Genomic DNA, 14003 nt, shown 5'->3' with positions numbered 1-14003 from the left:
GCTATGGCGCAACGATACTCGCACATTGTGATGGGGTTGGGAGCTACCGGCAAATCGGTGGTTCGTTATCTGATGTCGCAAGGCATTACGCCACTGGTGATGGACAGTCGGCGCAATCCGCCTGGACTCGATGAAATTAAAGCCGAATTTCCACAATTGGATTGCCATGTGGGCGGCTTTGATTGTCGCGCGCTGGTACAAGCGGAGCAGATCATTATCAGTCCGGGGATCCCGATGGATACGCCAGAAGTGCGTGTAGCCTTGGATATGGACATTGAAGTGATTGGCGATGTTGAGTTGTTTGCGCGCGCCATTGCTGACCGATCACCTTGCGTGCTGGCCATTACCGGTTCTAACGGTAAATCGACGGTAACCACGTTAGTTGGTGAGATGCTCAGAGAAGCAGGCATCGATGTCGCTGTTGGCGGCAATTTAGGTGTACCAGCGTTAGAGCTGCTTAACCAATATGCCACGCATTATGTGTTGGAGTTGTCGAGCTTTCAGTTAGAAACCACCAATAGTCTGGATTGTATTGCGGCGACCTGTCTGAACATCAGCGAAGACCATATGGATCGCTACAGCGATCTTGAGGCTTATCGTCGCGCTAAGCTGCATCTGTTTGATCAGAGCCGCTTAGCGGTGTTTAACCGTGATGATGAACAAACCGAGCCGCTGTCACCGATGAATGTCACCAGCTTTGGGCTTGGCAATCCAGAGGGTGATGATTGGGGCGTCACGGATGGCAAAATCGTCCGTGGTAGCAGTGAGATCATGAATATTGATGAAATTTCGCTGCTGGGTAGCCACAACCTCGCTAATGTCTTAGCCGCCATGGCGTTAGCCGACGCTGCGGGTGTGGAAAAAGCCGCAATGGCAAAAGTGGCCAAGGAATTTAAAGGATTGCGCCATCGCTGTGAACTGGTGTCATCAAAAAATGGCGTACGTTGGGTCAATGACTCTAAAGCCACCAACGTCGGTTCGACATTGGCGGCGCTCAATGGTCTGAGTGATTATTTGGGCGACATTATTTTAATCGCAGGTGGCGATGGTAAAGGCGCTGATTTCAGTGCACTTGAAGACGCATTGGATGGCGTCAGCACGCTGATCACGCTAGGGCGTGATGGTGACAAGATTGCCGCACAAAAAGAAGGGGCGATTAAGGTCGCTAACATGGAAGAAGCAGTGGCTAAGGCGAATGAAATTGCGAACTCCGGTGACATTGTATTGTTGTCGCCCGCCTGTGCCAGCTTAGATATGTACCCCAACTTTATGGCGCGGGGTGATGATTTCTGCGCGCGCGTGGAGGCGCTTGATGAGCAGCAGTGAGAAGCAACTCAGTCTGTTTAGTGGCCGCATTCGCTGGCCATGGGCGGACTGGTTTCGTGAACGGGAAGCTCCGGGCATGCAGTTGTATGACCGGCATTTGCTGTTTGCGGTTATCTCACTTATGGCGTTCGGGTTTGTAATGGTGATGTCTGCTTCTATGCCTGAAGCCCAGAGCTTAAAAGACAACCCATTTTACTTTGTGTGGCGTCATCTGTTTTATCTGGCCGGCTGCGTCGTGATTGCCGCAGTGGTATTACGTATCAGTATGGAGCAGTGGCAGCAGCTCAGTTCGTGGATGTTGCTTGGCGTTGCACTGATGCTGATTGCGGTGCTGGTGGTTGGTACTACCGTCAACGGCGCAACCCGCTGGTTATCGGTGGGGCCAATCCGGATTCAGGTGGCCGAAATGGCCAAGTTTGTGTTCTCGGTGTACATGGCTGGTTATTTGGTACGGCGTCATCAGGAAGTAAGAGAAAACGCTAAAGGCTTCTATAAGCCGATTGCGGTATTTGTCTTTTACGCTTTGCTGATCATTCTGCAGCCCGATTTAGGCACAGTGATTGTGCTGTTCGTGATTACGGTGGGCTTGCTGTTTTTGGCCGGAGCACGTTTGTTTGACTTCTTCGTGCTGCTGTTGGCGGGCACCATAGTGTTCACTGGCTTGGTGGTGTTTGAGCCGTATCGTATGCGCCGTGTGACCTCGTTTTTGGATCCTTGGCAGGACCCGTTTGGTAGCGGTTACCAGTTAACGCAATCCTTGATGGCCTATGGCCGCGGTGACTGGTTGGGGCAAGGGCTCGGTAACAGTATTCAGAAGTTGGAGTATCTGCCGGAAGCCCATACTGACTTTATCTTCGCTGTCATTGGGGAAGAGCTTGGTTTTGTCGGCATTGTCGCCGTGTTGTCAGTGTTGTTGTTCGTCTCGATTCGCGCGCTGAAACTGGGACACAAATGTTTGGCGATGGAGCGGGCATTTGAAGGTTATCTTGCTTACGGCATTGGCATTTGGATCTGTTTTCAGACCGTGGTCAACGTTGGCGCCAGTATCGGCATGATGCCAACTAAAGGATTAACCCTGCCATTTATTAGCTATGGTGGCAGTAGTTTATGGGTAATGACCGCAGCAGCCATGGTGTTGATTCGCATCGACCATGAGCGGCGCCTGAGTTTGATTCAGGCGGTGCAAGGGAGAATGAAATAATGGTGAGCTGCGAGCAGGGTAAACGCATTTTAGTGATGGCCGGTGGTACTGGCGGTCACGTATTTCCGGCGTTAGCGGTCGCGCGGCATCTGGCACAGCAGGGCTGGCAGGTGCAGTGGTTGGGGACCGCCGATCGTATGGAAGCGCGCTTAGTGCCGCAATATGGTTTTGATATCGCCTTTATCGACATCAAAGGTGTGCGTGGTAACGGTGTCCTGCGCAAGTTGGCTGCGCCGTTAAAACTGCTGCGGGCAGTCTGGCAAGCGCGGAGAGTTATCCGCGAGTTTAAACCTGATGTGGTGATGGGCATGGGGGGCTATGCCAGCGCGCCTGGTGGGGTAGCCGCCAAATTAGCGGGTATTCCGTTGGTGTTGCATGAGCAAAACGCGATCCCTGGACTGACGAACAAATTGCTCTCGAAGATTGCCACCCGCACGCTGTGTGCTTTTGCCGACACCTTTACCGAGGTGAAAGCCGAAGTTGTCGGTAACCCGATTCGCCAAGAGCTGGTGAGCTTGGGTGAGCAGCCGCGTAGCTCTATGGCCTCAGAAGCATTAAAAGTGCTGGTGGTCGGCGGTAGTCTGGGGGCGCGAGTGTTTAACGAAGTGATGCCTGAAACGGTCGCGAAATTGAGTCAACAGTGTTCGGTAACTGTGTGGCATCAGGCGGGTAAGGGAAATCAGGCGGGATTGTTAGCGGCATACCAGAACGTTGGTCAAGAAGATCGCGTCAAGGTCGCGGATTTTATCGATGATATGGAAGCCGCTTATCGCTGGGCCGATGTGGTGGTGTGTCGAGCGGGTGCACTAACGGTGTCAGAGCTTGCAACTGTCGGCTTGCCAGCGATTTTAGTCCCCTTGCCACATGCCGTAGATGACCACCAGACTCGCAATGCCAATGTCTTGGTCAAGGCTAACGCCGGACGCTTGTTGCCACAGGAGCAGATGACCGTAGAGAGCTTATCGCAACAGTTATTGACGTTGGCCGAAGATCGGCAACTGTTGGTTGAAATGGGACAAAACGCTAAGCAAGTCGCCATAACGAATGCAACTGCCAGAGTCGCTGACGTATGTAAGCAGTTGGCAGAGTAAAGGATAAAAAAGAGTATGAATGCAGCTAAATACGCCCAGTTACGAGCAACCATCCCGGAAATGCGCCGGGTACGGCGTATTCATTTTGTCGGTATCGGTGGTGCTGGTATGGGCGGTATCGCTGAGGTGCTGCTGAATGAAGGCTACCAGATCAGTGGCTCAGATATCGCTGAGAATGCCGTCACCGAACGTTTGGCATCTTTTGGCGCCAAGATTGTGATTGGTCATACCGCTGAAGCGGTAATGAATGTTGATGTGGTGGTGGTCTCGACCGCGATTAAGGCCGACAACCCAGAACTTGTGGCTGCTAAAGCTAACCGCACGCCGATTGTACGCCGCGCTGAAATGTTGGCCGAGCTGATGCGTTATCGCCATGGTGTTGCCATTGCTGGCACTCACGGTAAAACGACTACCACCAGTTTGATCGCCAGTATTTATGGACAAGCAGGACGAGATCCTACCTTTGTGATTGGCGGTTTGCTGAATAGTGCCGGTACCAACGCGCGCTTGGGCCATAGCCGTTACTTGATTGCTGAAGCGGACGAAAGCGATGCTTCGTTCCTGCACCTACAGCCGATGGTGTCAGTGGTCACTAACATCGAAGCCGACCATATGGATACCTATGGTGGGGACTTTGAAAAGCTGAAAACCACCTTCGTTGATTTTCTGCATAACCTGCCGTTTTACGGCGTGGCGGTGCTGTGTATCGACGACCCTGTGGTGCGCGAAATTATGCCGCGCATCGGTCGTCATATGGTGACTTATGGTTTTAGCGATGATGCCGATGTACAAGCGCTGAATTTCAGCCAAACGGTAGGACAGTGTCACTTTACCCTGCGCCGCAAAGGCCGTGATGATTTAGACATCACGCTGAATTTACCAGGCCGTCATAACGTGCTGAATTCACTCGCCGCGATTGCGGTTGCGACCGAGGATGACATTGACGATAGCGCAATTTTGCAGGCGTTGGTCGAATTCCAGGGGATTGGCCGTCGTTTTCAGCATTTGGGCAACTTTGCCACCCCAAATGGCGACATCATGCTGGTGGACGATTACGGCCATCATCCCAGTGAAGTGGCAGCGACGATTAAAGCGGCGCGGGCTGGCTGGCCGGATAAGCGTTTGGTGATGGCATTTCAGCCGCATCGTTTTACCCGTACCCGTGATCTCTATGAAGATTTTGTCGATGTACTGTCACAGGTTGATTGTTTGCTGTTGTTGGAAGTCTACGCCGCAGGTGAAACACCCGTTGCGGGGGCTGACAGCCGTAGCTTGTGCCGCAGTATCCGCCTACGTGGTCAGGTGGATCCGGTTTATGTTGCTACGCCTGAGCAGCTAGCTGAGTTGTTGCCCGGCGTATTGCAGGATGGCGATCTGATGTTGACCCAAGGCGCAGGCAATATTGGCGCATTATCAAAATCGCTGGCGGCCAGCAAACTTGGTTTTAAAAATCAGGTAAAAGCCGATGCAATTGAATAAAAAACAAGCGGTTATTAACGTTTGTACGATAAATTTTGACCAAGATTTTCGGCTCCGTATAATGGCCGTTTTTCCGCCGTCATGACGGAGCCTGAAGGATGGGATTGGCGCAAAAATTGGTATCTGTTCGGCAGCGACTGCGGCGAGCAAATTGGTATCTAATCAGCGGACTGGGTTTCCTGCTGTTGATACTGCTCGGCCTCGCTTATGCAGGTTGGAAGCTCGACCTGTTGCTGAACGACGCTGATGCCTTGCCAATTCAGGCGGTAGCGGTAAAAGGTGAGCGTCGCTTTACCAGTGACGCAGAGATACGTACAGCATTGCAGGATTTGATGGCGCGCAGCTTTTTCAGCGCCGATGTGATGGAAGTGCAGAAGGCATTGGAAGCCTTGCCTTGGGTGTATCACGCTTCGGTGCGGCGCGATTGGCCAGCGAAGCTAAAGGTTTATCTGCAGGAGCAGAGCCCTGTAGCGCACTGGAATGCTACCGCATGGCTGAATGAACACGGTGAGGTGTTTGCCGCGCCGCAAGAGCCGGGGCTAGATACATTGCCTTGGCTGTCTGGGCCGGATGACCGTGGTGTGGATGTGCTCACCGCTTATAAGCAGATGGAAGAGCTGTTGCGCATCAACAGTTTTCATCTGCAGAAATTGCATTTAAGCCCACGCTTAGCGTGGGAGGCTGAGCTGGGAAATGGCATTGTGCTCGATCTCGGCCGAGAAGATAAAATGTCGCGGATACAACGTTTTATCAACGTGTATCCGGAGTTGTTAAAACAGGATAAAAGCGTCGCGCGAGTGGATTTGCGTTACGACACCGGACTGGCCGTAGGCTGGGAAGCATCACAAGAAGAGAGTCAGTGATCGATGACCAAAAACCAAGAAAGAAATCTGATCGTCGGATTGGATATTGGCACCGCAAAAGTTGCCGTGATTATTGGTGAAGTGCTACCTGATGGTGAAATCAGCATTGTCGGGCTCGGTAATCATCCGTCGCGCGGCATGGATAAAGGTGGTGTGAATGATCTCGACTCTATTGTGCGCAGTGTTCAGCGAGCATTGGATCAAGCGGAATTAATGGCTGATTGCCAAGTATCTTCGGTGTATTTGAGTATTTCCGGCAAGCATATCGATTGCCAAAACGAAAACGGCATGGTGTCTATCAATGACGAAGAGGTGACCTCGGAAGATGTCGAAAACGTCATTCACACTGCTCGGTCAGTAAAGATCCCGACTGAGCGTCGTATTTTGCACGTGCTGCCGCAAGAGTACGCCATTGACGTGCAAGAGGGCATTAAGAGCCCGATTGGTATGTCTGGTATGCGTATGGAAGCCAAGGTGCATATTGTCACCTGTGCCAACGATATGGCGAAGAACATTACCAAGAGTGTTGAGCGCTGTGGCTTAAAAGTGGATGACTTGGTGTTTTCCGGCATTGCATCGGCTGATGCGGTACTGACCAACGATGAAAAAGATCTGGGTGTCTGTTTGGTCGATATTGGCGGTGGTACCACTGATATCGCGGTATACACCAATGGTGCCTTGCGTCATTGCGCCGTGGTGCCAGTAGCGGGAAATCAGGTGACTAATGATATCGCCAAGATTTTCCGTACACCGCTGTCACATGCGGAGCAGATTAAAGTGCAATATGCCAGCGCGCGCAGTGCCTTGGTGAGTCGCGAAGACAGTATTGAAGTGCCGTCAGTTGGCGGTCGTCCATCACGGACCATGAGCCGCCACACGCTGGCAGAAGTGGTAGAGCCGCGTTACCAAGAGCTGTTTGAGCTGGTGTTCAAACAACTGAAAGACAGCGGATTAGAAGATCAAATTGCTGCCGGTATTGTGATTACCGGTGGTACAGCGTCAATTGAAGGCGCAGTTGATATTGCCGAGGCAACTTTCGGCATGCCGGTACGTGTGGCTAAGCCGCTGCCGGTGAAGGGACTTTATGAATATGTAGACCAACCTATCTACTCCACTGGAGTTGGGTTGTTGCATTACGGCGCCAGAAGACTGATGGATCGTCAGTTAGAAAAACCAGAGCGTCAAGGGGTAACCAGCTTATGGAATCGGGTCCAGAGTTGGTTTAAAGGTGAGTTTTAACTCAGTAAACGCAGGTAGCAGGGAGAATTAAACCATGTTTGAAATCATGGATACCCATTCAGACGATGCGATGAGCGATGCAGTCCTCAAAGTCATCGGTGTAGGCGGCGGTGGTGGCAACGCTATCGAGCATATGGTTGAGCACAACATCGAAGGTGTTGAGTTCATGGTAACCAATACAGACGCACAAGCACTGCGTAAGTCTTCTGCTGGCACCACCATTCAGTTGGGCCGCGGCGTAACTAAAGGTCTTGGTGCGGGTGCTAATCCAGAAATCGGTCGTGCAGCCGCTGAAGAAGATCGTGAAAGCATTCGTGCTGCGATTGCAGGCTCAGACATGATCTTTATCGCCGCCGGTATGGGCGGTGGTACCGGGACTGGTGCAGCACCAGTGGTCGCGCAGATTGCCAAAGAAGAAGGCATCTTGACCGTTGCTGTGGTGACCAAGCCATTCCCGTTTGAAGGTAAAAAGCGTATGGCTTATGCCGAACAGGGCATCGCTGAACTGGCCAAAAATGTGGATTCGTTGATCACCATTCCTAACGAAAAACTGCTGAAAGTGTTAGGTCGTGGTACTTCATTGTTGGATGCTTTTGCTGCTGCCAACAATGTGTTGCTTGGTGCTGTGCAAGGTATTGCCGAGCTGATCACCCGTCCAGGTCTGATTAACGTCGACTTTGCTGACGTACGCACGGTAATGTCTGAAATGGGTAACGCCATGATGGGGACCGGTGTGGCACGTGGTGAAGATCGTGCAGAAGAAGCAGCTGAAGCGGCTGTTGCGAGTCCGTTGCTGGAAGATATCGACTTGGCGGGTGCGCGTGGCGTGTTGGTTAACATTACTGCGGGCATGGATATGAGCATCGAAGAGTTTGAAACTGTGGGTAACCACGTGAAAGCTTACGCTTCTGATACTGCTACCGTGGTTGTGGGTGCGGTTATTGACCCAGAAATGAGTGACGAGCTGCGCGTAACTGTGGTTGCGACTGGTATCGGTGCTGAACGTAAGCCAGACATTCAGTTGGTGACGACTAAAGCTGCACCGCGCGCTGAACCTGTTGTGGAACCAAAAGTGGAAACACATGTTCCAACAGATGAGCCGGTGGCACATGTCAGCAATGGCAATACCGCAGCCTCTGTAAAGCCTGCAGTTAACCCTAATCCGCACAAAAATGAACTGGATTACTTGGATATTCCGGCGTTTTTGCGTAAGCAAGCGGATTAATTAGCACGGCGGGATGCTGAAAATTTGATCTAGCGTTGATTATTTCAGCGTCAGTATTTTTTTGTGTATTGCTTAGGTTATGTTAAGATATCCGACCACCTTGGCTATAACGCCGGGGTTTTGCTGTTCAGGTCACATGATTTAACGTTGAGTTTTATACGGGTAACTAAATGATTTTTCAAAGAACTGTTGAAAATACGGTAAAAGCAACTGGGGTCGGATTGCATTCTGGCAACAAAGTGACTTTGACCATTAGACCTGCACCCGTCAACACAGGGATTGTGCTGATGCGCACTGATCTCGAACCTGCAGTTGCCATTGCGGCAAAAGCAGATCTGGTTCGTGAAACAACCATGTGTACTGCGTTAGTCAATAATGACGGCGTACGGATCTCGACGATTGAGCACCTGTTTGCAGCATTAGCGGGTTTGGGTATTGATAACGCAGTAATCGAAGTCGATGCGCCTGAAATTCCGATTATGGACGGCAGTGCCAGTCCATTCGTCTTCCTGCTGCAAAGCGCAGGAATTAAAGAACAGGCTGCCGCAAAAAAATATCTGCGAATTAAGCAAACGGTGCGTGTAGAAGATGGTGATAAATGGGCAGAGCTGAAACCTTACAAAGGTTTCAAAGTAAACTTTGCTATCGATTTTGCCCATCCCGAAATCGCCCGTAGCCAGCAACAGATGGTAATGGATTTTTCCTCTTCGGCCTTTATCAAAGATATCAGTCGTGCCAGAACCTTTGGCTTTATGCGTGATATTGAGTATCTGCGCGCTAATAACTTAGCGTTGGGCGGAAGTATGGAAAACGCCGTAGTGCTTGATGAATATCGTGTCCTCAACCCCGATGGCCTGCGTTATGAGGATGAATTCGTTAAGCACAAAATTTTGGATGCTTTCGGTGACTTATATGTTGCCGGTCATGCCATTATCGGTGAGTTCAGCGCCTACAAAACTGGCCACGCACTGAATAACAACTTAGTTCGTGCCTTGTTAGCTAATGCTGATGCTTGGGAAGTCGTAAGCTTCGATAAAGAAGCCGATGCTCCGGTAAGTTTCAGCATGCCAGCCTCTGTGGTGATGGCTTAATCCGTCGTTTCAGAGCCTTTACGGCTGGCTAATGCAGCCAGCCGTTTTAGTTTCTGCCCTAAGGTGCCACCTGCAGTTTCAGCCAAGTCTGATAAGTGAGAAGCAGTCGTTTCGCTGATTTGCCTGTGAGGTGGATTGGGTTTTGTATCGCGGGAAATCAGAGTCGGGTTGACTTTCACCTCGATAGCGGTAAGCATTGGTAGCGCTTCTGACTGGAGCTGCTGCAGTAATTGCGCTTTTTGGAAGTTAAGCCGAGCAGCCCAAACAGCGGTAGTGGTCTCGATGACCAGAATGTTTTGACGAAAATTGGCGACGGTAAGCTGTGTGCTGACTGGACCAGATAACATACCTTTGACGGTACGGTCCAGGTATAACAAAAGCTCTGCTCTCTCAGCCAGCTCAGGTAAAATGCCTGACTGGTGAACCAGTTGACTGAGGTGTTGGGGGAGCTTTTTCATTACGATAATAAGATGGCTTAACGAGGCTATGAGTGTAACAGTTTTTATTCAGGGTCGAAATGGCGTCACGCGCTGGCAACCGGGAAAACGTTGGCTATTATTGCCAATGTTGCTCATTGCCACTGGGGCCGGATTGTACCAATACAATCAGCAGCGATTTGAGTCGCAGCAAGCCAGTGTTGATAGCGAGCGTCAAGCACGTGAAGCACAACAGCGGCAGGTCAAACAACTCAAAAGCGCTACCGAAAATCAACTGGCTACCTTGGTCAGTCACGTCGCAAAAATGCAAGCCAAACTTACCCGGCTTGAAGCGCTTGGGCAGCAGCTCGCTCAGAATTATCAACTAGATGAACAATTTGATTTTGGTGCCGAAGTTGGTGTTGGCGGTCCAAGTGATTTTGGTTCAACTATCGAATTAAACCAGTTGCTTAACGATATGGAGCAGCTGGCTTCAGGAATAGATAAAGGTAATGCTCAATTGTCACTGCTTGAAACTGTGGCAAGTAATCTCAATATAGAACAAGAGCGTTACATATCCGGGCGACCAGTCAGCAAAGGCTGGCTATCCTCGCCCTACGGTTTACGAAACGATCCTTTTAACGGCCATCGAGCGATGCACAAAGGCATCGACTTTGCTGGTTCGGAAGGAGCTGATGTGATTGCCACTGGTGCAGGGGTAGTCACATGGGCTGGAAATATGTTTGGTTATGGCAATCTGGTGGAAATTGATCACGGAAACGGATTGCGTACCCGCTATGGCCATAACGAAACATTGTCAGTAGCTGTAGGTGATGTGGTTGCCAAAGGCGAGAAAATCGCCAGCATGGGCAGTACCGGCCGTTCTACCGGTCCCCATGTACATTACGAAGTACTGCGTAACGGTCAGCAGATCGATCCAAAGAAATTTGTATATCGTCACGCGGGTTAACGGAAATTGGCCGCCAGCCTCGAATCGGGTCTGGCCTACAACTTAATAAGTGATTCAGATGTTAGGTAAAGTACTGACAAAAATTTTTGGTAGCCGTAACCAACGCACACTTAAAGCGTTGGGGAAGGTTGTAAATAAGATTAACGCTCTTGAAGCTGAGTATGAAAAGCTCAGCGATGAGCAACTCAAAGCCAAAACTGCAGAGTTCCGTGCCCGTCTTGAAAATGGCGAATCATTAGAATCGATCACGCCAGAAGCCTTTGCGACCGTTCGAGAAGCCTCAAAGCGTACCTTCGAAATGCGTCACTTTGACGTGCAGCTGCTCGGTGGTTTGGTGTTGGACTCTAACCGTATCGCTGAAATGCGTACCGGTGAAGGTAAAACACTGACGGCAACCTTGCCTGCCTATTTGAATGCGATTAGCGGCAAAGGTGTACATGTCATTACCGTGAACGACTATTTGGCGAAGCGCGATGCTGAAACCAACCGTCCATTGTTTGAATTCCTGGGGCTGACCGTTGGTGTTAACTTGTCCGGTATGCAACACCAAGACAAAGTGGCCGCATACAGCGCCGATATCACCTACGGTACTAACAACGAATTTGGTTTCGATTATCTGCGTGACAACATGGCGTTCTCACCGAACGAACGTGTGCAACGTCCGCTGCATTATGCGCTGATCGACGAAGTGGATTCGATTCTGATTGACGAAGCTCGTACGCCACTGATTATCTCGGGGGCTGCGGAAGATAGCTCTGAGTTGTACATCAAAGTTAATACGCTGATCCCGCAACTTATTCGTCAGGAGAAAGAAGACTCAGACGAATTTACGGGTGACGGCGATTTCTCTATCGACGAGAAATCCAAGCAAGTAAACATGACTGAGCGTGGTCAGGAAAAAATCGAGCAACTGCTTACACAGGTAGGCTTACTTGCTGAAGGCGAATCGCTTTACTCTGCAGCTAACCTCTCTTTACTACACCATGTTAACGCTGGTCTGCGCGCGCACCACCTGTTTGAAAAAGACGTTGATTACGTTGTGCAGAACAACGAAATCGTCATCGTCGATGAACACACCGGTCGTACTATGCCGGGGCGTCGTTGGTCTGAAGGTTTGCACCAAGCCGTTGAAGCTAAAGAAGGTGTTAAGATCCAAAACGAAAACCAGACGTTGGCATCGATTACCTTCCAGAACTATTTCCGTCTCTATGAAAAACTGGCGGGTATGACAGGTACTGCTGATACCGAAGCGTTTGAGTTCCAACACATCTATGGTTTGGACACAGTAGTCGTACCGACCAACCGCCCAATGATCCGTAAGGATATGGCGGATTTGGTGTATCTCACCGCCCGTGAAAAATACGAAGCCATTATTAAAGATATCGAAGATTGTCGTGAACGTGGTCAGCCTGTGTTGGTGGGTACCGTATCAATCGAACAATCTGAACTGCTGTCGCATCTGCTGAAGCAGAAAAAGATCCCGCACCAAGTATTGAACGCTAAGTTCCACGAACATGAAGCGGAGATCGTTGCACAAGCCGGACGAGCAGGTACGGTTACCGTAGCCACCAACATGGCCGGCCGTGGTACCGATATCGTGTTAGGTGGTAGCTGGAAGTCTGAAATCGAAGCGTTGGAAAATCCAACCCAAGAACAGATTGATGCCATTCGTACTGATTGGCAGCAACGTCACGATCATGTGTTAGCCGCTGGTGGTTTACATATTCTGGGTACCGAACGCCATGAATCTCGTCGTATCGACAACCAGTTGCGTGGCCGTTCAGGCCGTCAAGGTGACCCAGGTTCATCACGTTTTTATCTGTCGATGGAAGATAGCTTGATGCGTATCTTCGCCTCTGACCGTGTTGCCGGCATGATGAAAAAGCTGGGTATGGAAGAAGGTGAAGCGATCGAACACCCATGGGTATCGCGCGCGATTGAAAACGCTCAACGTAAAGTGGAAGCACGTAACTTTGATATTCGTAAGCAACTGCTTGAATACGATGATGTGGCCAACGACCAACGTCAGGTCGTTTACTCGCAACGTAACGCGCTGATGGATGCGGAATCCATCAAGGATTCTATCGAAGGTATTCGCGAAGACGTCATCAATACACTGGTCGACAACTATATTCCACCGCAATCAGTAGAAGAGTTGTGGGATGTCGCGGGCCTTGAAGAACGTCTGGAGCAAGAATTTGCGTTGAAGCTGCCATTACAAGAGTGGCTGGATAACGAAGACGACCTGCATGAAGAAACCTTGCGTGAGCGTATCGTTACTCAATGGCAGCAAGCTTATGATGCCAAAGAAGAGATGGTAGGTCCGGAAGTACTACGTCAATTCGAAAAAGCCGTCATGTTGCAAACCCTCGATGGTTTGTGGAAAGAACACCTCGCGGCAATGGACTATCTGCGCCAAGGTATTCACTTACGCGGTTATGCGCAGAAGAATCCGAAGCAGGAATATAAGCGTGAGTCATTTGAGCTGTTCCAACAAATGTTGGATACGCTGAAACATGATGTCATTAGTATTCTGTCGAAGGTGCAAGTACAAGCACAATCTGACGTTGATGAAATGGAAGCGCGTCGTCGCGAAAATGAAGCACGTATTGAACGTGAATTCCAACATGCAGCTGCAGAAGCAATGGCGGATGAAGCGCCTGCGCCTCAAGGAATGCCTTCTGCACCGGTTATTCGTGATGGTGAAAAAGTTGGTCGCAATGATCCATGTCCATGTGGCTCAGGTAAAAAATACAAACAGTGTCATGGCAAACTGAGCTAATCGACACTGCTATATAAGAAGTAGAAGGGCGCCTTAAAGGCGCCCTTCCTGGTTATAGGGTAAAAACAATTCCGATTTATCAGAAAATATTAAACTCTTAGTTCGGTAATACTACTTTTCGACAGACTTCATACAAGCTGTTCTTCATTATAGAGCAGTGCCGAATCCCCCTAATTAACCCCCAAAAAGCGTGTTCTGTGGATAACTCTATGAGTAACTCGTGCGTAAATTGTGGCTATCTCATTATTTTAAAAAAAATCAAAAAAACTCGAAAAAAGGGGTTGCGCAGTTTTCTGATGTCCCTATAATGCGCACCCACT

The 14003-nt window shown here is 50.1% G+C and carries 11 protein-coding genes; 10 read left to right on the top strand and 1 reads right to left on the bottom strand.

The genetic code is table 11. The annotated features are described in order from the left end of the window. Positions 1 to 3: 3 nt before the first annotated feature. The 8 genes from murD to lpxC all read left to right on the top strand — a co-directional run bounded on the left by murD (position 4) and on the right by lpxC (position 9515). On the top strand, positions 4 to 1326 hold the full coding sequence (murD, locus tag HR45_RS16365) for a UDP-N-acetylmuramoyl-L-alanine--D-glutamate ligase (protein ID WP_037445173.1): 1323 nt from the start codon (positions 4 to 6) through the stop codon (positions 1324 to 1326). Next, positions 1313 to 2527 carry a cell division protein FtsW gene (gene ftsW / locus HR45_RS16360; protein ID WP_037445171.1) on the top strand — a complete coding sequence of 405 codons (1215 nt, stop codon included), beginning with the start codon at positions 1313 to 1315 and terminating at the stop codon, positions 2525 to 2527. The genes murD and ftsW overlap by 14 nt, the downstream gene beginning before the upstream one ends. Next, the gene (murG, locus tag HR45_RS16355) at positions 2527 to 3618 is read left to right on the top strand and encodes an undecaprenyldiphospho-muramoylpentapeptide beta-N-acetylglucosaminyltransferase (protein WP_037445168.1); all 1092 of its coding nucleotides are present in this window, start codon (positions 2527 to 2529) and stop codon (positions 3616 to 3618) included. Before ftsW ends, murG begins: the two co-directional genes overlap by 1 nt. A gap of 15 nt (positions 3619 to 3633) precedes the next feature. Next, complete coding sequence (murC, locus tag HR45_RS16350) at positions 3634 to 5097, top strand: UDP-N-acetylmuramate--L-alanine ligase (protein WP_037445165.1); 1464 nt, start codon at positions 3634 to 3636, stop codon at positions 5095 to 5097. Between the two features lie 98 nt (positions 5098 to 5195). Beyond that, entirely contained in the window at positions 5196 to 5960 is a 765-nt protein-coding gene (locus HR45_RS16345; protein WP_156104101.1) for a cell division protein FtsQ/DivIB, read from the top strand. Positions 5961 to 5963: 3 nt separating this feature from the next. Next, positions 5964 to 7199, top strand: coding sequence for a cell division protein FtsA (ftsA, locus tag HR45_RS16340; RefSeq protein WP_037445162.1), 1236 nt, complete (start codon positions 5964 to 5966; stop codon positions 7197 to 7199). 34 nt (positions 7200 to 7233) lie between these two features. Further along, positions 7234 to 8424, top strand: a complete 1191-nt coding sequence (gene ftsZ / locus HR45_RS16335; RefSeq protein ID WP_037445159.1) for a cell division protein FtsZ — start codon at positions 7234 to 7236, stop codon at positions 8422 to 8424. Positions 8425 to 8594: 170 nt separating this feature from the next. Beyond that, on the top strand, positions 8595 to 9515 hold the full coding sequence (gene lpxC / locus HR45_RS16330) for a UDP-3-O-acyl-N-acetylglucosamine deacetylase (protein ID WP_037445156.1): 921 nt from the start codon (positions 8595 to 8597) through the stop codon (positions 9513 to 9515). On the opposite strand, the gene HR45_RS16325 is transcribed toward lpxC, so the two are convergent. Further along, entirely contained in the window at positions 9512 to 9973 is a 462-nt protein-coding gene (locus HR45_RS16325) for a DUF721 domain-containing protein (protein ID WP_037445154.1), read from the bottom strand. The two genes, lpxC and HR45_RS16325, sit on opposite strands and share 4 nt — an antisense overlap. Positions 9974 to 10001: 28 nt before the next feature. On the opposite strand from HR45_RS16325, the gene HR45_RS16320 reads away from it, so the two are divergent. Together HR45_RS16320 and secA are read left to right on the top strand one after the other, a co-directional pair. Next, positions 10002 to 10901, top strand: coding sequence for a M23 family metallopeptidase (locus HR45_RS16320; protein ID WP_037445152.1), 900 nt, complete (start codon positions 10002 to 10004; stop codon positions 10899 to 10901). A 58-nt stretch (positions 10902 to 10959) separates the two neighbouring features. After that, a complete protein-coding gene (gene secA, locus HR45_RS16315) occupies positions 10960 to 13683 on the top strand; it encodes a preprotein translocase subunit SecA (protein WP_037445150.1) in 2724 nt (907 codons plus the stop codon). Positions 13684 to 14003 lie beyond the last annotated feature (320 nt).

Origin of the sequence: Shewanella mangrovi, from assembly GCF_000753795.1 — a bacterium.
GTDB lineage: Bacteria > Pseudomonadota > Gammaproteobacteria > Enterobacterales > Shewanellaceae > Shewanella > Shewanella mangrovi.
Note: the sequence above shows the minus strand (reverse complement) of the source record. Positions and strands in the feature narration are given on the sequence as shown.